Source organism: Bacteroidota bacterium, assembly GCA_005882315.1.
Classification (GTDB): domain Bacteria; phylum Bacteroidota; class Bacteroidia; order Chitinophagales; family Chitinophagaceae; genus VBAR01.
In genome coordinates, this window is the sequence record VBAR01000007.1 from 25,046 (window position 1) to 43,620 (window position 18,575).

The 18,575-nt window shown below is 38.4% G+C and carries 21 protein-coding genes and 1 pseudogene; 8 read left to right on the top strand and 14 right to left on the bottom strand.

Annotated features, from left to right (window positions below; all coding sequences use genetic code 11):
- The first annotated feature begins 225 nt into the window (after positions 1-225).
- Both E6H07_19395 and E6H07_19400 read left to right on the top strand, forming a co-directional pair.
- Entirely contained in the window at positions 226-1,860 is a 1,635-nt protein-coding gene (locus tag E6H07_19395; protein ID TMI61404.1) for a DUF4476 domain-containing protein, read from the top strand.
- Between the two features lie 630 nt (positions 1,861-2,490).
- Positions 2,491-3,126, top strand: a complete 636-nt coding sequence (locus E6H07_19400; GenBank protein ID TMI61405.1) for a hypothetical protein — start codon at positions 2,491-2,493, stop codon at positions 3,124-3,126.
- A 3-nt stretch (positions 3,127-3,129) separates the two neighbouring features.
- Here E6H07_19400 and E6H07_19405 read toward each other — a convergent pair whose 3' ends face one another.
- The 4 genes from E6H07_19405 to E6H07_19420 form a co-directional block, all read right to left on the bottom strand.
- Entirely contained in the window at positions 3,130-3,741 is a 612-nt protein-coding gene (locus E6H07_19405) for a lipid-binding protein (protein TMI61406.1), read from the bottom strand.
- Positions 3,742-3,932: 191 nt separating this feature from the next.
- Positions 3,933-4,199, bottom strand: coding sequence for a hypothetical protein (locus E6H07_19410; GenBank protein ID TMI61407.1), 267 nt, complete (start codon positions 4,197-4,199; stop codon positions 3,933-3,935).
- Between the two features lie 278 nt (positions 4,200-4,477).
- Positions 4,478-4,708, bottom strand: coding sequence for a hypothetical protein (locus E6H07_19415; GenBank protein TMI61408.1), 231 nt, complete (start codon positions 4,706-4,708; stop codon positions 4,478-4,480).
- A 276-nt stretch (positions 4,709-4,984) separates the two neighbouring features.
- Complete coding sequence (locus E6H07_19420) at positions 4,985-5,626, bottom strand: NlpC/P60 family protein (protein TMI61409.1); 642 nt, start codon at positions 5,624-5,626, stop codon at positions 4,985-4,987.
- 144 nt (positions 5,627-5,770) lie between these two features.
- Here E6H07_19420 and E6H07_19425 point away from each other — a divergent pair, with 144 nt between their 5' ends.
- Positions 5,771-5,980, top strand: a complete 210-nt coding sequence (locus E6H07_19425; protein ID TMI61410.1) for a hypothetical protein — start codon at positions 5,771-5,773, stop codon at positions 5,978-5,980.
- A 27-nt stretch (positions 5,981-6,007) separates the two neighbouring features.
- Here the strand turns inward: E6H07_19425 and E6H07_19430 are convergent, their stop codons facing one another.
- From E6H07_19430 to E6H07_19445, 4 genes are all read right to left on the bottom strand, one after another.
- A complete protein-coding gene (locus E6H07_19430; GenBank protein ID TMI61411.1) occupies positions 6,008-6,298 on the bottom strand; it encodes a hypothetical protein in 291 nt (96 codons plus the stop codon).
- Positions 6,299-6,368: 70 nt separating this feature from the next.
- A complete protein-coding gene (locus E6H07_19435; protein ID TMI61412.1) occupies positions 6,369-6,800 on the bottom strand; it encodes a GNAT family N-acetyltransferase in 432 nt (143 codons plus the stop codon).
- Positions 6,801-6,953: 153 nt separating this feature from the next.
- On the bottom strand, positions 6,954-7,577 hold the full coding sequence (locus E6H07_19440; GenBank protein ID TMI61413.1) for a hypothetical protein: 624 nt from the start codon (positions 7,575-7,577) through the stop codon (positions 6,954-6,956).
- Between the two features lie 145 nt (positions 7,578-7,722).
- Complete coding sequence (locus E6H07_19445; GenBank protein TMI61452.1) at positions 7,723-8,316, bottom strand: hypothetical protein; 594 nt, start codon at positions 8,314-8,316, stop codon at positions 7,723-7,725.
- 373 nt (positions 8,317-8,689) lie between these two features.
- Here E6H07_19445 and E6H07_19450 point away from each other — a divergent pair, with 373 nt between their 5' ends.
- Complete coding sequence (locus E6H07_19450) at positions 8,690-9,097, top strand: cytochrome c (GenBank protein ID TMI61414.1); 408 nt, start codon at positions 8,690-8,692, stop codon at positions 9,095-9,097.
- Positions 9,098-9,238: 141 nt separating this feature from the next.
- Positions 9,239-9,616, top strand: a complete 378-nt coding sequence (locus E6H07_19455; GenBank protein ID TMI61415.1) for a hypothetical protein — start codon at positions 9,239-9,241, stop codon at positions 9,614-9,616.
- A gap of 43 nt (positions 9,617-9,659) precedes the next feature.
- On the opposite strand, the gene E6H07_19460 is transcribed toward E6H07_19455, so the two are convergent.
- Positions 9,660-10,034 (bottom strand): YccF domain-containing protein, encoded by a 375-nt coding sequence (locus E6H07_19460; protein TMI61416.1) that lies wholly within the window; start codon positions 10,032-10,034, stop codon positions 9,660-9,662.
- Between the two features lie 204 nt (positions 10,035-10,238).
- Here E6H07_19460 and E6H07_19465 point away from each other — a divergent pair, with 204 nt between their 5' ends.
- Both E6H07_19465 and E6H07_19470 read left to right on the top strand, forming a co-directional pair.
- Positions 10,239-11,021, top strand: a complete 783-nt coding sequence (locus E6H07_19465; GenBank protein ID TMI61417.1) for an ABC transporter ATP-binding protein — start codon at positions 10,239-10,241, stop codon at positions 11,019-11,021.
- Positions 10,981-11,784, top strand: a complete 804-nt coding sequence (locus tag E6H07_19470; protein ID TMI61418.1) for an ABC transporter permease — start codon at positions 10,981-10,983, stop codon at positions 11,782-11,784. Before E6H07_19465 ends, E6H07_19470 begins: the two co-directional genes overlap by 41 nt.
- Before the next feature lie 179 nt (positions 11,785-11,963).
- Here E6H07_19470 and E6H07_19475 read toward each other — a convergent pair whose 3' ends face one another.
- Positions 11,964-12,425 (bottom strand): hypothetical protein, encoded by a 462-nt coding sequence (locus E6H07_19475; protein TMI61419.1) that lies wholly within the window; start codon positions 12,423-12,425, stop codon positions 11,964-11,966.
- Positions 12,426-12,595: 170 nt separating this feature from the next.
- Between E6H07_19475 and lepA the strand changes: the two genes are divergently transcribed.
- Positions 12,596-14,389, top strand: a complete 1,794-nt coding sequence (lepA, locus tag E6H07_19480; protein TMI61420.1) for an elongation factor 4 — start codon at positions 12,596-12,598, stop codon at positions 14,387-14,389.
- Between the two features lie 68 nt (positions 14,390-14,457).
- Here the strand turns inward: lepA and E6H07_19485 are convergent, their stop codons facing one another.
- The 4 genes and pseudogenes from E6H07_19485 to E6H07_19500 form a co-directional block, all read right to left on the bottom strand.
- On the bottom strand, positions 14,458-15,435 hold the full coding sequence (locus E6H07_19485; GenBank protein ID TMI61421.1) for a hypothetical protein: 978 nt from the start codon (positions 15,433-15,435) through the stop codon (positions 14,458-14,460).
- Positions 15,436-15,619: 184 nt separating this feature from the next.
- A pseudogene (locus E6H07_19490) lies at positions 15,620-16,855 on the bottom strand (HAD-IIIA family hydrolase).
- A gap of 90 nt (positions 16,856-16,945) precedes the next feature.
- Positions 16,946-17,518: a D-sedoheptulose 7-phosphate isomerase gene (locus E6H07_19495; protein TMI61422.1), complete on the bottom strand. Its 573-nt coding sequence runs from the start codon at positions 17,516-17,518 to the stop codon at positions 16,946-16,948.
- Between the two features lie 24 nt (positions 17,519-17,542).
- Entirely contained in the window at positions 17,543-18,565 is a 1,023-nt protein-coding gene (locus E6H07_19500) for a dehydrogenase (protein TMI61423.1), read from the bottom strand.
- Positions 18,566-18,575: the final 10 nt, after the last annotated feature.

Consider the following 18,575-nt stretch of genomic DNA (forward strand, 5'->3'; position numbering starts at 1 on the left):
TAAAAGTAAAAGAATTTTATTGAAGCCTGAGTTTTCTGACGGAGACATTTATTCTTATGACGGGACTTTATTTGTACAATTTTTTGTAAATAAAAATAACTGAGCAAAATATTCCCCCTTTCTCTTTTATTTTTCACTGTTATTGTAAATCTGCATCTTATCCTTATTGGTATAGACTTTGTTTTTATAGCATGTATCATTTTATTTAATAAAAACAAAACCTTTATGAAAACGATATTAAGTTTTTTTGTAACCTGCTTTACTGCGATATCAGTGTTTGCACAAAGTAGCAGTACCCTAACTATTAATGTACGTGGAGCAGATAATGAACGGGTAATTGTTGATAGCAAAAGTTATGATATTCGCAACGATATTAATAATTCAGGAGTTAATACTCCTGTTAGTATCACAGACCTCCAACCTGGTCAACATACATTACAGATCATACGTACTGGTGAAGTAAATAATACCGGAAACACTACCGTTTTTTATCTCCGCTCAGGATATGATCTTTCTATCAATATTGCTGCAAATGGAAGTGTGCAGCAAAGGGAAACAAAGTGGACAAGCAATAACACGGGAGCTTATGGTGTGCCAATGACAGATGCAAATTTCAATGTATTGTACAGGAGTGTGCTAAATCAAAACCAGGCCAATACAAAGCTGAGTTTAGTAAACAATGCATTTGCAAATACAAGTAACTATTTCACTGTTGCACAGGCAAAGCAACTGATTGAGTTGATTTATTCGCAGAGTAGCAGGCTTAGTTTAGCAAAGGCATCTTACCGGAGTATTACGGATCCCGCAAATTTTACTCAACTGTATAGTTTGCTAAATAGCACGGCCTACAGAAATGACCTGGCAGCATATGTAAGTGATTATAATGCTAACAACAGCGGTAATACAACTGCTATGACCACAAACAGGTTTAATAATTTTTACCGTGCTGCACAGCGGCAAACAACGACCAGCGCAAAAGTTTCATATATCTTAGGCATATTTAGTAATACAAATAATTATTATACTGTTGCTCAAGCGAGGCAATTGATTCAGTTGGTTTCTGGTGAAACAAACAGGCTTTATCTTGCAAAACAATCTTATAGAGGGATTACCAATCCTGCGAATTTTTCGAGAATACATGAATTACTCAGTAGCCAATCCAGCAGGAATGAGTTGACCCGTTTTGTAAATTCATTTGATGGCAATAATGCCGGAATTCTGCAAACAGCAATGAGTGATGCTGATTTTAATACGCTATATCGTAGTGTTGAGAACCGTTGGGGACTTGGAGCAAAGATGTCTGCATTAACGGATATTTTTAATAAAGAAAGTAATTTCTTCACTGTAGTGCAGTCAAAGCAACTTATTCAATTGGTAAGTTCAGAACCAAACAGGCTGCAACTTGCAAAATCTGCATATAATAATGTAGTGGATCCGGCTAATTTCAGCCAGTTATACGATTTATTAGCCAGTCAATCCAGCAGGACTGAATTGGATACTTATGTGAGAAATAATTATAACTATAATGGCAGTACTGTCTATACAACTGAAAAAATTCCAATGACGGATGCAAATTTTAATGTTATATATAATGATGTGAGTAATCGTTGGGGACTTGGAGCAAAGATGTCTGCATTGACAGATATTTTCAATAATGAAAATAATTATTTCACCGTGGCGCAGGCCAAACAATTAATTCAACTGGTGAGTGATGAAGATAACCGCCTGCAACTAGCCAAATCTTCATATAATAACATCACCGATCCGCAGAATTTTAGTTTAATGTATGATGTGCTGGCAAGCCAGACTAAAAGAAATGAACTGGCGGCTTATGTAAACACATATTCATACAACAGGTAGAAATAAATTATATAACGGAATTTTGTTCCGCCCGGGTTTTAAATCCAATCCGGGCGGAACTTTTTTATTTAAGCCATCAACTTATGAGGAGTATTTTGAAAATCAGGCAACAAAAAAGTCGGTATTTCTAACCAGTTTTTTTGTCAAAAGATCAATTAGTGATTTAGGATCTTGATGGTTTTGAGCTTATCTCCTTTTTCTTTTTCTCTATCATCTCTTTGTACTTTGTTGTTGCTCAGCAGTCAGGATCTCATTTAATTTTGCTTCTTTCTCTTTTTTCAAAGCCATCTTGTGAAAGGGTATAATCGTTGAGCAAATCAGTGTTTGCCCAATTTCTTTTATTTCCAGTACCAACTGCAATAAAAAAACACTGCTATTTAAGCACAACAAAATGTCCCCAAAGCACCACCAACAAAAGAATTAATACAGAAACTAAAAGAAGTGTCCAATTCACCAAATGATATTTTTTATAAGACATAATAAAATCAAATTTGTGGGTTATAAATCTAAAACATTTTTTCTGAATACAAACATTATGCTAATGTGCCCATAACGCCATGACTAAAAGATTTTAATGATCATTATCTTTATGGAGTTGCCATAAATTGATGTAAAACAATATTGTTCGCTATGTTTTTATCCATTTTTGATATTGAGTCACTAATCAGGTACGGCGGGTTACTGCTCATTTTTCTTTTGGTTTATGGCAGTACTGGCTTATTCTTCTGCTTTTTTGTACCAACCGGCGCCATATTATTTACAGCGGGAATTTTTGCAGCAACCGGTGATTTGCATTATAATATTTTCACAATCTGTATTTTACTGGCCATTGCTTCAATTGCAGGTAACCTAACAGGTTATTGGTTCGGATGGAAGACAGGACCTTTGTTATATAAACGAAAAGATTCTCGTTTTTTTAAAAAGCAGCATCTTACAACAGCAGAATCGTTTTATAAAAAGTATGGCTGGCTCGCATTGACACTTGGGTTGTATTTACCTATCATCCGCACATTTGCATCAATTGTGGCGGGCATGGTGGGGCTGAATTTTCGCAAGTTTGCTTTACTCACCATTACCGGCTCAACCGTTTGGGTACTGAGTTTTGTGCTAGTCGGTTATTTTATCGGTAGCAGACCATTACTAAAGCCCTGGTTAAATTATATCATCATTGGCTTTATACTTGCAGTTACTATACCTGTTGTAATCTGGTTAATAAGAGAGTTAAAAAGAATGCGTAAAGCAAACAAACAGAACGGGGAGGAATAAAATCTATTTCAGCAGTTTTGATAATTTTTTAAAACTTTCATATGGTCCTTTTTCGGTAAACATATTGACCGCCCATGCAGGAAGACTGCCTCCCGGCTCTGCATCGAATATATAAACGATGCTGATTGTTTTTGGTGTTGGCATAATAACATACCAGCTTATATCTGACCGGGGCACTCTTACTAAGTCGCTTTTTTCAGGCACCAAGCCCGCCACACTCACGGCTGAGATCTTCAAAAAACGGTTAAGACTGTCCTTATTCATTTTCAGATGAATAACAGCATCCCTGTTTGTCATCGGCCAGGGTAAATGGGTTTTTGTATAATAATAAAATTCATTGGCACTCATCCTTTTCAGGATGGAAGAGCTTATATTATTGTATACCCAGCTTTTCTGATTGTCTACATCATTTAGCACAGCCATCAATTTATCATAGGTTCCTTCAAGGGTACACTCTACTTTTATATTTTTAAATTTTGAATGCTTTACTTCCGAGAGGTAAACTTTTATTCCGTCCTCATCTTTACTTAGTTTCCAGTTGTACTGGCCAATGGCCGCAGATCCAAAAACGGAAAACAAAACCAGCCATGCCAGTTTTATACTAGTGATTTTCATGTATGTTTTTTGGGTATACTTGTAAGGTAGGCTATATTAATGAGCAGTGAACTGCCGATAGTCCACATTAACATTCCTGGCGAAAGAATCCCGGCTTTTTTGAAGGAAAGATGTTTAAATGATAAAATCACAATTTGCAATAATGGCATTTTAAAACAGCAACAAATAAAAAATAAATAACTATTACATAATCACTCACTGATTACATCCCAGGGAGTTGTTGTTTTATTGTCTTTATCTTCATCCTTTGGTCGTTCAGGGTTAGCAGGAATGGGGAGAGGTTCGTGTGCTTTATCTTTTGGTAAAGACACATCTATTCTCACATTCTTCATATCCTCTTCCGTTATAGTCGAGTTTTCCCGCATTTTTTTTCTTACAATTTCGGTTGCTGTTAATCCCTTTGAAGAAGATTTTTTGGGAACATCTGCCTCGGGTTTTTTACTTTTTGCTTTAGGCATACAAATACGTTTGTTTAAACTAATGAAAAATATATGCCAGTTTATTAGGGATATGCACTATAAATACACCTTTCATCCAAAATTAAGTTACGATGATAAGGGGCTATGTCCGGATAAACTCAGCATTTTCCAAGTAAAAAATATACAATTGCAAAAACTGCAATAAATCCAAGGCAGCCGCCGCCCCATTTCCAACCAGCATAACCTGCTAATAATGTTCTAAGCCAATTTTGCATATAAATTTATTTTGAAAAAAATAATAATAAATCTGTACCAGGTCATTCTTTCTTGCCTCCGCCTTTTAAAAGACCTACCAGTATTAATAGAAAAATTGCTCCCCCAACAACCCAAACCCATGGCTGCTGATACCAATCACTTTCTTTTTTACCCACACTTATGTCTACATCTACTTTTTTATCTTGTGCCCATGCAAGGCCTTGAAAAAAGAAAACTGCAATTATCAAAAAATACTTTTTTAATGTAGCGTTGAAGTTAAATGATGGTTTCATGTTCATTTGGTTTTAGTGTTGATAAATATGATGATCGAATACTACCAGCTATAAAGATGAATACATTATTAACCGGAAGCTTATATAATAAAATAAAATACTTACATAATTCTTATTAACAACGCTGTTATATTCTAAAACTATGCCATGTGCTGTAGTTGCACGATACCCCATTGGTAAATCATGAGAAGCTTATACTATTCATTGCATCAGGCTTCGGCTCCTAAAAAAATCCCATAGTGGGGAATATATTCGCCACATCCGGAGAATAACAATTTAAAGATCGATATCATTCTGCGGAAAGATTCGGATGATCTTTACAAAACGGACAGCATAATATTTATTCAGCGGACTGATGGTGACACCGTTTGCTTTTCCAGATGTGGAATGAATAAAATAATAATCTCCATTTTCAGTTGAAGTAAGGATACCCATATGACCTACGTCACGGGTTGTAGTATCCGTTCCGGTAAAGAGAACAATATCCCCGGGTTTTGCATCGCCAGGTTTTATCTCCCGTTCTACATTGGTGAAATCAATGGAGGATCTCGGAACGGCTATTTTAAAATGGTTGAATACATAGGTGATAAAGCCTGAGCAGTCAAATCCAATAGACGGATCAGTAGAGGCATATTTGTAGGGTATACCAATCAATGTATTTGCATAGGCCAGCAATTCTTTCGGTGTGGTGGAGCCGGTATTGATAGGGTGGGAACTGTAAGGAATAATTGTTACAGAAGGCGGAGGAGTAATAACAGTATCATGACTAATAGCAACAGTATCATTTGGAACAACATTATTAATAACAGCCTCCGTTTCTGTTGCAGGCTCCACGAATTCTTTTGGGGGACAGGAAGGAAACAGCAGCAGCCAAAAAATGACCAGTGTAAGCTGAATAGAGTTAAATTTTATGGTCATAAATAACGCTGGGTTGTCTTTGGATCAAGTAAGATATGTTTTAATAGTATCTGTTGTACCACAACTATTTCCAGGCTTCAAATAACGAACCAACACTGAATGGTCTGAAATTTGGTATTTTATGTATGTAAAAAAATATTGAATATGGCAAATCAAACTAAAGACAAGAAAAAAGATAAAGGCCAGAAAGGTCCGGGATTAAAACCCGATCCGGAAACTCTGCATACAACGGACCCGCAGGAACACATGGAAGGACCTGTCTCTTCTGTCGTGAAAAACGCTAAAGAAAACGCTGAGGAAAATGATAAGGAGTCGAAAGAAGAAGCCGACAGAAAGAAAGATAAAAATATGTAACCCCGTTTTCCAGTTGTTGTAGGCCAGTTATCTTGAAAACCGGGTTGGCATACTTATTTTTTTCTTTTGGTTTTGCTGAAGGAACCACATGATGGTAAAACTTGGAATGAAATCGGTACCGGGTAACAATTCTTCAATGAAGTTACCAATGCCACCGATAGCACCTTTCCATCCTCCAAAGCTGGCGTAGAAAATAATAGCTGAAACAGGCGCCCATACTATGTCACCAATTTCTCCCAAAAAAGGAACAGTATAAGTAGCATAACCAATTATATCCATTAGAATACAAAATACAAGTGAAGGTTGTCGTTTGTTCATGCTTAAAAATAATTACGCTGTTCTGTTCAAATTTGTTGCCGGATTTTTATAGAACAACGTTAATCATCCTTCAGATATTCAATTCAAAATTTTTCTGTTGTTTGGTTTCTATAAATCCAAGATGCCCGTAAAACTTATGTGCTTCGGTTCTTATGATATTACAATGCAGTTTTAATTTAGTATTTCCTTTTTCTCTTGCCCATTGCTTTGCTTTTTCAATCAGCAGTTTGCCTACGCCTTTTCCCCTGTAGGCTTCATCTACTACTATACCATTGATCTCGCAATAAGGCAACACTTCGATCAGGATTGTATGTGCAAGTCCAAGCCATCCTGCTATCTTGTTTTCATGCACTGCGACAAAAGCAGTATGATCTTTACTGGCCAGTACCAGTTTGATATTCTGAAGTGTTTGTTCTTCGGTTAAAGGATAACCCAATTGTTTTGAAAGTGCATTAATAGCAACGACATCATCGGGATGAATCTCCCGTATAGTAATTTCCATAATAAAAAGATTGATGGTAAAGTTAAGTTATGGGAGGATGGGGTATGCAGAAAACACCGGAGTCTGTCATACCGAAACGGTGATTATAGTTTGTCGTTGATACCCGACGCATCACAGAGGAATTAATGCGGTATATAACTTGAGTGAATATTATTAAGGATTGATCATAATATGTGCACTATGTGTTCCGGCATTCATGATCCATGGCATGCCATCAGCAGATGGTTTTTCCGGCAAACCCGTACTTGCGACTGTTGCATAAGGCATATAAATTACATAACGCAGGTATCCCTTTTTTACGTCACCGGTTGTGCGATTATAATCTTCCTCTTTTGAAGAATATACATACAAGGCTGCAGGTTGCTTTGGCATTTGCAATGTGCCTGCTTTTACTTCTTTCTCCCGTTCATTAAATAACGAATCATCTTTAATGCCTTGCTTTCTTAGTTCACGACCTCTTTGCATAAAAGGTTCCAGTTCCTTAACATAACAGGCTACAGAAAAATCGGGTTCATCTGGATTATCGGCAAGACAGATCAATTCGTTGGTGCCTTGTTTTAGAAGGATGAGTTGTTTATCGGGTGAATAGCCATAAACTGTACAACCATCTCTTTTTTCAGCTGGGGCAGCTAGTAGTGCCGATTTTATTTGTATGGCTGCAGAGGGTAATTCCTTTTTAATAGCGAGGGCTTCATTTTCAGCAGCAGGTGAATCTTTTTTAGAATTGCATCCGTAACAAACAGTGATAGCAGTAATAAATAAAAAAATCGATTTCATATGAAGTTGTTTAGGTGGAAATTTAATTGGGGATACAAAAGGGCAGGACTTTTTAAAGATAGTAATTTATTGTACGAGGGTATTGATTTCCTTTTCTTCTCTATCTTTTGATAGCTGTGGGCTTTTGAAATGCAGGCTTCTGTTTTTATTTCCAGATATTAAACTTCAGCCTTAATTTTTTTTCCTGTAGCAGTGACCGCCAGTCAATAAACACTAACATAAAAAGAAAAAAAAGTCCAGTCAGCAACCCTGCGATAGATTTCCATGACAGCATACCCAATAACAAACTCTCTGTATTTTCTGCAGCAAACTTGCCCATAAATACGGCAATGCTGTCGCTGGTAAATTTGCCAACAAAAAAAGCAGGTATGATGTAGATAGGTTTCATTTTCGCTATACCGCCTGCAACAAATAAGGGTGTGGAAGGCAATGGCAACAATGTATAAAACAGGATGAAGAGCTGGCTTTTCCAGCCCTTGGTTTTTAGTTTATTGCCAAGGAACCGGATGTCTTCATTTTTTGCTCGTATAAATATCCTGTCGGATATAACAGGAATATAAAGGGTAAGAATATACCGGCCTACGATGGAACCAATGACTCCTACAACGATCACCGGCCATACAGAAAGGCCAAATGTTATCTGCAATAAGATCATGATGGTAAATGCCGGGGGTAAAGGAAGTGGAGTGATATCCATTAATACGGCGCCTAAGAAAACCAATACATACTGCCACCACATAGTTTTATTTATGCTGTAATATCCGGAAAAAAAGTGAATGAAAAACATGATGCGTCTTAGCATGTTAAATGATGCCACTCACCATTTTTTATTGTACCAGCCCTGATTTGTTTAATAACAGAAATCCAACGAGGAGAAACTATGAATAATATAAATTCTATATGCAATTGTGTAATAGTTATTAAAAAAAACGAACTGACCTTTATTTGCAGGCGGGTTCAAAGCATCGTTCCTGCTTTATATCATACTTAGAAAAGCAGGCCGAAAAGTTGAAACGTTGCGGGATGAGTTGTGCCATTATGGTCGTTCTATAGAATTCCAGAACGGATTATTTTTTAGTTTATTAATCTCATATTTATAAATACAAATTAAAATGAAAATACCTGTTGTAATGCTGGCAATCATTACCGGGATAGTTGTCGCCGGTTTTGACCTGAAGAAAACAGACCAGCCAAAACCATGGCCGGTTCCAGATGCAGATAAAAATAAAGTTAACCCAATTAAGCCTGAGGCTTCTTCCATTGCAGATGGTAAGGCATTATGGGTAATCCACTGCCAGTCTTGCCATGGTAAAAAGGGATTGGGTGATGGAACCAAGGCATCACAATTAGATACTGAGCCGGGAGATTTTTCAAAAGCTACTACTCAGTCTCAGTCAGATGGCTCACTTTATTATAAAACTGCAAAAGGACGGGATAATATGCCTGGCTTCAAAAAGAAAATTCCTGAAAACGATGATATCTGGAGTCTTGTAAATTTCATCAGAACATTGAAAAAATAAAACTATCAATGTGTGGTTTAAATGATTCGTGGTTTCTGTTTTTTTATGAACAGGTAGCGGCGGTTCATTAAAAGCAGAATGATACAATTAATTCAACGAGGTATGTGAAAGCTACCGGTATAAACAAACAAATCTTTAAGTATGACACAAAAGAACAAAAAACAATTTGGTGTATGGATGGATACGCATCATGCAACAGTAGTAGGCAGGGCCAATGCAACTGCTGAAGATTTTACGGTGCTCGGTATTGCGGGCAATGCCGGTGCCGAACATAATACCAGTGAAAAAAACGAACACAATGATGAACGAACATTACAGCATAAATTTTTTAAAGAAATTTTATCCTACATGCAAAACGCTGAGGAAGTACATTTGACTGGTACTGGTACTTCGCAGGAGCAGTTAATGCGTTACATGAAAGATACAGCGCAGTTTAAAAATACCGTTACACTGGAAAGCACTTCCAATAAAATGAGTGATGAGAACCTGGCTGCTTATATAGCGGCTAAGTTTAATTAAGACATTTTATTTTACGGACATGAACTAAGGCGAGGAAAAAAAATCAATCCCAGATTATTTTCTTACCAAAAGGCATTAAAGATATTTCAACCAACTTAAAATGTTGCTGGCCCCAGGGAATACCAATTATTGTAATAGATAATAAAATTCCCATGATAATATGAATGATGGCTGTGTACAGTCCTCCGAAAATCAGCCATATGATATTTGCCAACATTCCCAGGCAACCGGCATTGGAACTGTCATACACTACTTTTTTTCCGAAGGGCCATAAGACTAATCCTGCCAGTTTAAAGCACTGAAGACCCCAGGGAATTCCTATAACTGTAATGCACAATACAAGGCCGCCAATTAAATATCCAATTGCTGCGAACAAGCCCCCGAATAAAAGCCAGACGAGATTTCCTAGAAGATTCATTTGTGAATTTTAAAATTTAATGCTGACAAGGCTCTGTTGGTGTAATCGAATATAGATGTTATGACGGATAAAAACCTGTGCACACAGAAAAATTAACTACATTAGTTGGTCTTAAATTTTAAAAACAGGAAGTGTAGTTGCAGCTATTATTACTCACCTGTTTATTTTACAACCTGGTTCAAACAGTCTAATCAATTTTTTCGGATGGATAATCTAATTCAGAAATCAGTTTTACAAGTAGAGGAGCTGGATATTTTTTACGGCAGCTTCCAGGCGGTACGCAAAGTTTCTTTTGATGTAAAACCAGGAGAGATATTTGGTTTACTCGGACCAAATGGCGCAGGTAAAACCAGTACATTAAGTGCCATAGAAGGATTGCTGAAACCACAGTCGGGCAATATTACCGTAGCAGGTTTCAGTATTAAGGATAAGCCATTGCATGTACGTGCCAATCTCGGTGTGCAATTACAGGCCACCAGTTTTCAACCCGAACTTTCTGTAATGGAAATCCTGAAATTATATGCGGGCATTCATGCTGTGGAAATGAATGATGAAAAGTTGCGGACAATATTATCGAATATCAAATTGGAAGATGCAGGCTCAAAGCGTTTCGGACAACTTTCCGGCGGACAGCAGCAACGTGTATCACTGGTGATAGCCATGATACATGAACCGCGGCTGCTATTGCTGGATGAACCGACTACGGGTCTTGATCCGCAATCACGCCGTCAGCTATGGGAACGTATGGAGGCCTTGCGGGAAAAAGATCATGGCGTCCTGCTTACGACGCATTCAATGGAAGAAGCCGAAGCTGTATGTGATCGTATCGCCATTATTGATCATGGAAAGATCATTACCATTGATACACCTGCCTCTTTAATAGAAAAGCATCGCAACGATCCGGAAGTGATCAGCGCTTCACGTAAAGGAAAGATCACACTTGAAGATGTATTTATCGGTCTTACCGGGAAAGCTATTCGTTCATAACAAAAAAACAAACATGCAAACTACTATACCATCCATATCAACTGTACTTTCTTCCCTGCTTCGTGCCGACTTTACTACGCAATGGCGCAACAGAAGATCAGTCATACTTGTAGTACTGGTGCCGGTTGTAATACTTATTTCCTGGAAAGGACTGGTAGAAAAACTCGGTGGAACTTTTGTGCTTTCCAATTCCATTACGATCGGGTTGAATGCGATCGGGCTGATGGGTTATTCCAATGCGATTGCCCGTGACCGTGATAAAGGAGTGTTTCAGCGTTTAAGGGTAGCCCCAATACCTTCCTGGTCTATTATGCTCAGTCGCCTGCTGGTGCAATTGGCAATGATATTAACAGTAACCGCTGCTGTATTTATAACCGGATATTATTTCGACAAAATAAGTCTCAGCCCTGCCGGCTATGCATTGGGCTTTGTCGCTGCATTTGTCGGGGGTACAGTTTATCTCGCATTGGGGCAGGCTATCGTTGGGCTTATAAAAAACCCGGAGACGGTCAATGCGGTTACACGTCTTACCTATTTTGTTTTTATCATGATCGGTATGTTTGGCGAGCTGGGTATGCTGGGGCACCAATTGGGAGAAGCGGTGCGATGGTCGCCATATGGTGCAGTGAAAAGATTACTCTCTGCCAGTATGGACCCGCATACATGGACACAGGACACAACCTTATCTTTATTAGTAACCATTGGCTATACAATTGTTTTTACCACACTTGGCATTAAATGGTTCAAATGGAATACACGATGAGATGTCTCACCTAGTTTTTTAAGTTGAAGGTTTTGATAGACTGAGCCCGGCATATCAAGACTCTGATAGGCTGGAATTTTTGTTGTTTATCGGTTGCCGTTGGTGGGCTAAACACTTGCCCAGGCCTCACACCAACGATGGCGTGCTTCTTTCGGAGAACTACCAACAAGAACGAAAATTTAGACGATAAAACATTTATACATAATAAATGAAAAAAGTAGTACTAACATATTTCCTAATAAGAAACGATTATAAGCAGTTCTAGAATTTCTAGTTGCCCAATTTACAATTGCCTTAAATGCGAGCCATCCTCCCAATATTTTCATTTGATCGTTATCATAAAGTAGTGGAAAAAGAATTAATTCAAAGGAACCAATGATATATGGTAGCCAGTAGTCATCTATTTTATATTCCCCATTGAATCCTAAAAAAGACTTTTTAAAGTAAAACATTCGAGACTTTTTTCTTACATCAATAAGTTTCTTATCAAATTGATCGTTCTCATTTATGGTTTCTCCATTGTAATGAGCTAAACTTTTAAAAATGCAAAGAATGAACCGAACAATTAATGCAAAAAATAGTGCAGTAGTAAAATAGTATATGGTAAGGCCTGAAGGAAATTTGTCCAATATTTCTTTCATAACTTATTATTTAAGATGTCACTTTATTGAAAGATAAATAGAATTACCGAACCCCTGAACGGAGCGTCGCAACAGACGTTCAATCAGGGCTCAAATGCTGGTAACATAATGCCTTCTAAACGACCTAAAACCTTTACCTTTGCCCACCTGAAAATGAGGCTTTAAAGTTTATGAAGAATATCCGCAATTTCTGCATTATCGCACATATTGACCATGGCAAATCTACCCTGGCTGACAGGTTATTACAAAGCACTGGCACCATTAGCGACCGTGATATGATGGACCAGGTACTGGATGATATGGACCTGGAACGTGAAAAAGGTATTACCATTAAAAGCCATGCGATACAGATCAATTACCAGCATAAGAACGGGCAGGAATATATTCTGAACCTGATCGATACTCCCGGCCACGTGGATTTTAGTTATGAAGTAAGCCGTGCACTTGCTGCCTGCGAAGGTTGCCTGCTGTTGGTAGATGCATCGCAGGGTATTCAGGCGCAAACAATTTCTAATTTGTATCTCGCTATTGATAATAACCTTGAGATCATTCCTGTCATCAACAAGATTGATATGGATGGCGCCATGGTGGAAGAAGTACAGGACCAGATCATTGAACTGATCGGCTGTAAGAAAGAAGATATTTTACTGGCCAGTGCAAGAACAGGATTGGGCGTTCCTGAGATTCTGGAAGCGATAGTAGAAAAAATTCCTGCGCCTCAGGGTGATGAAAATGCGCCGCTGCAGGCACTGGTGTTTGACAGTGTGTTCAATAGTTTTCGCGGTATCATTGTTTACTACCGCATCATGAGTGGTAAAATTAAAAAAGGCGATAAAGTAAAATTTGTTTCTACCGACCTTGAATATGGAGCTGATGAAGTGGGCATTTTAAAACTAAAAATGTCGGAGCGGCAGGAGGTAGGTTGTGGTGATGTAGGATATATCATTACCGGTATTAAAAATGCAAAGGAAGTAAGGGTAGGAGATACGCTGACGCTGGCGAATAATCCTAATCCTGAAATGATAAAAGGTTTTGTGGAAGTAAAGCCAATGGTTTTTGCCGGCATCTTCCCGGTGGATACAGACGATTTTGCTGAGCTCCGTGAGTGTATGGATAAACTGCAACTGAATGATGCTTCGCTGACTTTTGAATTAGAAACATCGCAGGCTTTAGGCTTTGGTTTCCGTTGCGGCTTCCTTGGTTTACTGCATATGGAAATTATACAGGAACGTTTGGAACGTGAGTTTAATCAAACCGTAATTACGACGGTGCCCAACGTAAGTTTTTTTGCTACATTGACCAATGGCGATAAAAAAATTGTAAATAACCCGACAGAGTTTCCTGATCCTGTAAGAACAGAGCGGATAGAAGAACCTTTTATTAAAGCGCAGATAATTACCAAGCCTGATTATATAGGAAACATCATGACGTTGTGTTTGGGTAAACGTGGTATTCTCGTAAATCAAAGTTACCTGACACAAACCCGTGTTGAGTTGATATTTGAAATGCCACTTACCGAGATCGTTTTTGATTTTTATGATAAACTGAAATCGCAAACCCGTGGTTATGCATCGTTCGATTATCATCCTATTGGCTACCGCGATAGTGATATTGTGAAAATGGATATTCTCTTGAATGGCGATAAGGTGGATGCATTGAGTGCTTTGATACATCGTGGACGTTCACAGGATTTTGGGCGCAAGCTTTGTGAAAAGTTGAAAGAGCTGGTTCCCCGCCAGCAGTTCCAGATAGCGATACAGGCTGCTATTGGTGCAAAGGTTATATCAAGAGAAACTATTTCTGCGATGCGGAAAGATGTAACTGCAAAATGTTATGGTGGTGATATAAGCCGTAAACGTAAATTATTAGAAAAACAGAAAGAAGGTAAGAAACGTATGCGCCAGATAGGAACGGTAGAAGTTCCGCAGGAAGCGTTTTTGGCTGTGTTGAAGTTGGATGATTGATTTTTAATTATGAATTATGAATGATGAGTTATGAATGAATGTTTCGAAGTTTATACCAATTCATAATTCTAATTGTCTTTCTTCTTCTTATTCTTTTCCGATTTTTCCTGCAACTTTTCTTCATTTTTATTTCCACGGTTGTCCATGAGTTGTTCGCCGACCGGCGCCTGCCCATCCTGAAGCTTAAAAGTGAAAACTTTTTCGATATGTACCCAGCGGCCATTTTCCCAGGTGAATCCTTCATAATCCCCATCGGGTACAAAGGTCCATTTGCGTTCGGGTTCGTCTGTTTCTGATATTAAATGATCAACCAATATCTTTTTTTCTTCTGCAATAAAATTTACCAATGTAGACGCATCTTTTTTATACTCGATGCTGTAACGGAATGCTGGTGGTTTAGGAATACTATCTTTTTCAAAACTGAAATATGGGCCTCCGAAGACAGGTTCATTACGTTCATTAAAGGTCATTACCTCGATCCATTTTTTATTGCTGCGTAGTTCATTATAATCAATGCCAAAAAGTGTGTAATAATTCTTGCCTTTAAATTGTGTTTTCACCATATTATAATAAACAGCGCCGATCCAGTTAAGATTATTTCGGACAGAATCACCGGCACCCGTAGTGAACTCAGAAAAATCACGCAACGGAATAAATTTTGAAACACCGTTTATTGGTTTGAATTGTATCACGCCACGCTGACGATGATAGTAATCGCTGTAACTGATATTCCAGGTGATGATGCGGAAACTGGTATCGGGTGCATATAGTTTCGCTATGCCTATAACCGAATCCAGCGGGTAGTAAAATGAATTTTTAATGAGCAATGTTCTTACCAGTGTTTTTACAAACTGGCTGTCACTAATCATGCGGCCGGCTGTGTTACTGTCCAGCACAATATCACGGCTAAGTGATTTCAGCGTATCTTCTTTGAGAATTAATTGTTTTTTATCCGATGAGGAGATGGACGGCTGGGCAAAAAGAGGGCCGGAACAAACCAGCATCAAGATCATAAGAGAGAAGAACAAGGGGCGTTTATTTTTCACCGGATGAATTTAAAGTGATTCAAAGTTAGGCTATTCATTGATGCTTTAAACGCAGGAATGGTTGTAAATATTTTATGTTTCGATTATTGAACCACATAGGACATAGAAAACAGAGATGTTCACATAGAAATTTCTATGTGTAATCCTATTGTGCCCTATGTTCTATGTGGTTCAAAGAAAATATTCACAAAGCTTTTGCAAATGCCAGTAGTGAATCGAAACGAAAATCGATATCCGGGTGGGGAAAGTGTACTTCAGGGTTGGTAGTAGCAAGGAAAACGGTATGCATACCGGCATTACGGCCAAAAAGCATATCAGTGAGTTTGTTGCCTACCATCAGGCTTTTTGATAGATCAATATCAGGGAAATCGGCTTTGGCCTGCAAGGCCATACCCGGGTTGGGTTTCCGGTTGAAATTATTTTTTTCAGTAGAAGTACAGTAGTAAATATCATCGATCCTTCCGCCAGATGATTCAATAGCAGGTTGCATATAACCATGAATGCCTACAAGATCATCCTCCGTCATTAATCCTTTTCCAACGCCACGCTGGTTGGTGACCATGACAATATGTTTGAACTTCGGCGCTACTATTTTCATCGCATCAAGTACGCCATCGAGAAAACGGAATTCATCTTTATGCAGAATATACTCTTCAAATTTTTCATGATTGATGACGCCATCACGGTCGAGGAATAATGTCCAGTTATTATCGATCATTTTCAGATCCGGCTTAATGTAGGCCAGTTCGGTTTGTGCCCTGTTATAATCTTCAGGTATGCCAATATCAATAAAATATTCATCCTGTACATAGCCATAGATCTTTTTTTCTTTATACAATGCTTCAAGATAATTTTTTTCGAATGAAAATTTAGCAGGAAACTCTGAATCAAGGAATTTGGAAACATTCATTACATATACGCCGCCATTGATCAGTCCTTCATCATAATATTTTTTCTCTCGAAAGCTTTTTACCGAATTATTCTTTTCCAGTTCAACCACACCATAGCGGTCAAATCTCTTCATCGGTTTAAGCAGCAGCGTACATTCAGCCTCTTGTTGTTTATGAAAATGAAAAGCGTCTACCGCATTTATTTTATAAAGCGTATCGCCATTTACCACCAGTACATTTTCTTCTGTTGCATTTTCCAGAGCAAGTTTGATGGCGCCACCAGTGCCCAGCGGTTCATCTTCAATTACAGACTGGTAATTGATGGTTGCAAATCTTTCCTGTAAAAAATTTTCGATCAGCTCATGTTTGTAACCAAGAGAGAAAATAAATTTTTCAATTCCCTGCGATAAAAGATAACGGATAACATAAGTAAGAAAAGGTTCTCCGGCAACTGGTGCCATGCATTTGGGCAGATCGGGAACAGTATCACGCAGCCTTGTGCCGAGTCCACCTGCTAATATGATACACTCCTTTAAACCCCCAAACCCCCTAAAGGGGGCTTTCGCAGAATCATTTTGATTGAGTCTTACTTCTGTCAACGTTAATGCTTTTATAATCGATCAGCCAAAATAATTCTTTTCAACAAGTTCGCAGATGATATGACCAACCAGTATATGGCTCTCCTGTATCCTTGGTGTATCGGTTGAAGGAATATTGATCAGGAAATCACTTAGCTCTTTCATTTTACCTCCGGTTGATCCTGTCATACCTATTGTAATGATCTCTTTCTTCTTTGCTGTTTCAAACGCTTTTACAATATTGCCTGAGTTGCCTGAAGTGGAAAGACCTATCAGTATATCTCCGGCTTTGCCAATTCCATCGATCAATCTTGAGTAAATAACATCATAAGAGTAATCGTTAGCAACTGCAGTTAAATAGGAAGTATTACAATGCAATGCTTCAGCAGGCAATGCTTTTCTGTCTTTATAAAACCGACCGGAGAATTCTGCTGCAAGATGCTGTGCGTCGGCAGCACTGCCACCGTTGCCGCAGAAATAAACATGTTTGCCATTTTTAAAGGCATTGGTGATCACTTCAACCGTTTCATTAATCACATGAATCAATTCATCATCATCCAATACAAGTCTTTTTACATTGATCGATGCCTGAATGATATTTTTAATTTTTTCCATAGTAGAATTTTTAAATCACTTGCTTTAAATGCTCCACGCCGTGAGTCCATGCTCCACAAATTGATATCTTCTGTGTCGGCCACCAAACCTCTCCAAACTTTTTCTCACATGATATTTTGTTGTACCAGGACAATAAAATATCATAAATCCACCGCCACCGGCGCCGGAGATCTTTCCGCCTGTTGCTCCTGATTTTTTTGCTTCATCATATATTTCATCCATCAGTGAATTCGAAATTCCTTCAGCCATTTTTCTTTTTTGCTGAAAGCCAAAATCAAGAATCTCGCCAATCTCATGAATTTTTCCTTTCAGCATTGCTTCTTTCATCATCTGTGCCTGTTGTTTGAGCTGGTGCATGGCTTCAATGCTTTTTTCTTTTTTATCCGAAACATTTTTTGACTGCTGCTCAATTATTTTTCCGGAGTCACGGCTGGTTGCTGTATAGTAAAGCAATAAATTATTTTCCAACTCAAATAAATATTGTTGTTTGATGCGTAGCGGGTTCACCACTACTTTATCATCTTTATAAAACTCCATGAAGTTAACGCCACCAAATGTCGCCGCATATTGATCTTGTCTTCCGCCTGCAAGCCCCAGGTCTTTCCGTTCAATATCATATGCATAATGTGCCATATCATATTCACCCATCGGCAGGCGAAGCATTTCTGCAAAAGCGCCAATGATGGAAACAACTAAAGTAGATGATGTACCTAGGCCCGAACCTGCCGGTGCATCTACAAAAGTTGATAACCGAAAACCTGTTTTTATTCCATTGTAATCTTTTTGAATGCGGTTATAAACACCTTTCAGCAGATCCAGTTTTCCATTTATCGGTAATGAAGTTGCAAGGTCGAATTCTTCCGATTCATTCCTGTCCATTGCCTGCAGTATGATTTTATTTTCATTCAATGGTTCAATGGCCGCATGTGCATATAAAGAGATGGTCGCATTCAGAATTGCACCACCATATAAATCGCAATAAGGACTTACATCAGTGCCGCCGCCGGCCAATCCAATTCTGAGGGGAGCTTTGCTTCGGTAGATCATAGTTTACGTG

Bases quoted from the DNA above. Each gene is read 5' to 3' on its own strand.
- E6H07_19395 (TMI61404.1), top strand. From the start codon at position 226: ATGAAAACGATATTAAGTTTTTTTGTAACCTGCTTTACTGCGATATCA.
- E6H07_19400 (TMI61405.1), top strand. From the start codon at position 2,491: ATGTTTTTATCCATTTTTGATATTGAGTCACTAATCAGGTACGGCGGG.
- E6H07_19405 (TMI61406.1), bottom strand. From the start codon at position 3,741: ATGAAAATCACTAGTATAAAACTGGCATGGCTGGTTTTGTTTTCCGTT.
- E6H07_19410 (TMI61407.1), bottom strand. From the start codon at position 4,199: ATGCCTAAAGCAAAAAGTAAAAAACCCGAGGCAGATGTTCCCAAAAAA.
- E6H07_19415 (TMI61408.1), bottom strand. From the start codon at position 4,708: ATGAAACCATCATTTAACTTCAACGCTACATTAAAAAAGTATTTTTTG.
- E6H07_19420 (TMI61409.1), bottom strand. From the start codon at position 5,626: ATGACCATAAAATTTAACTCTATTCAGCTTACACTGGTCATTTTTTGG.
- E6H07_19425 (TMI61410.1), top strand. From the start codon at position 5,771: ATGGCAAATCAAACTAAAGACAAGAAAAAAGATAAAGGCCAGAAAGGT.
- E6H07_19430 (TMI61411.1), bottom strand. From the start codon at position 6,298: ATGAACAAACGACAACCTTCACTTGTATTTTGTATTCTAATGGATATA.
- E6H07_19435 (TMI61412.1), bottom strand. From the start codon at position 6,800: ATGGAAATTACTATACGGGAGATTCATCCCGATGATGTCGTTGCTATT.
- E6H07_19440 (TMI61413.1), bottom strand. From the start codon at position 7,577: ATGAAATCGATTTTTTTATTTATTACTGCTATCACTGTTTGTTACGGA.
- E6H07_19445 (TMI61452.1), bottom strand. From the start codon at position 8,316: ATGTGGTGGCAGTATGTATTGGTTTTCTTAGGCGCCGTATTAATGGAT.
- E6H07_19450 (TMI61414.1), top strand. From the start codon at position 8,690: ATGAAAATACCTGTTGTAATGCTGGCAATCATTACCGGGATAGTTGTC.
- E6H07_19455 (TMI61415.1), top strand. From the start codon at position 9,239: ATGACACAAAAGAACAAAAAACAATTTGGTGTATGGATGGATACGCAT.
- E6H07_19460 (TMI61416.1), bottom strand. From the start codon at position 10,034: ATGAATCTTCTAGGAAATCTCGTCTGGCTTTTATTCGGGGGCTTGTTC.
- E6H07_19465 (TMI61417.1), top strand. From the start codon at position 10,239: ATGGATAATCTAATTCAGAAATCAGTTTTACAAGTAGAGGAGCTGGAT.
- E6H07_19470 (TMI61418.1), top strand. From the start codon at position 10,981: ATGTATTTATCGGTCTTACCGGGAAAGCTATTCGTTCATAACAAAAAA.
- E6H07_19475 (TMI61419.1), bottom strand. From the start codon at position 12,425: ATGAAAGAAATATTGGACAAATTTCCTTCAGGCCTTACCATATACTAT.
- lepA (TMI61420.1), top strand. From the start codon at position 12,596: ATGAAGAATATCCGCAATTTCTGCATTATCGCACATATTGACCATGGC.
- E6H07_19495 (TMI61422.1), bottom strand. From the start codon at position 17,518: ATGGAAAAAATTAAAAATATCATTCAGGCATCGATCAATGTAAAAAGA.
- E6H07_19500 (TMI61423.1), bottom strand. From the start codon at position 18,565: ATGATCTACCGAAGCAAAGCTCCCCTCAGAATTGGATTGGCCGGCGGC.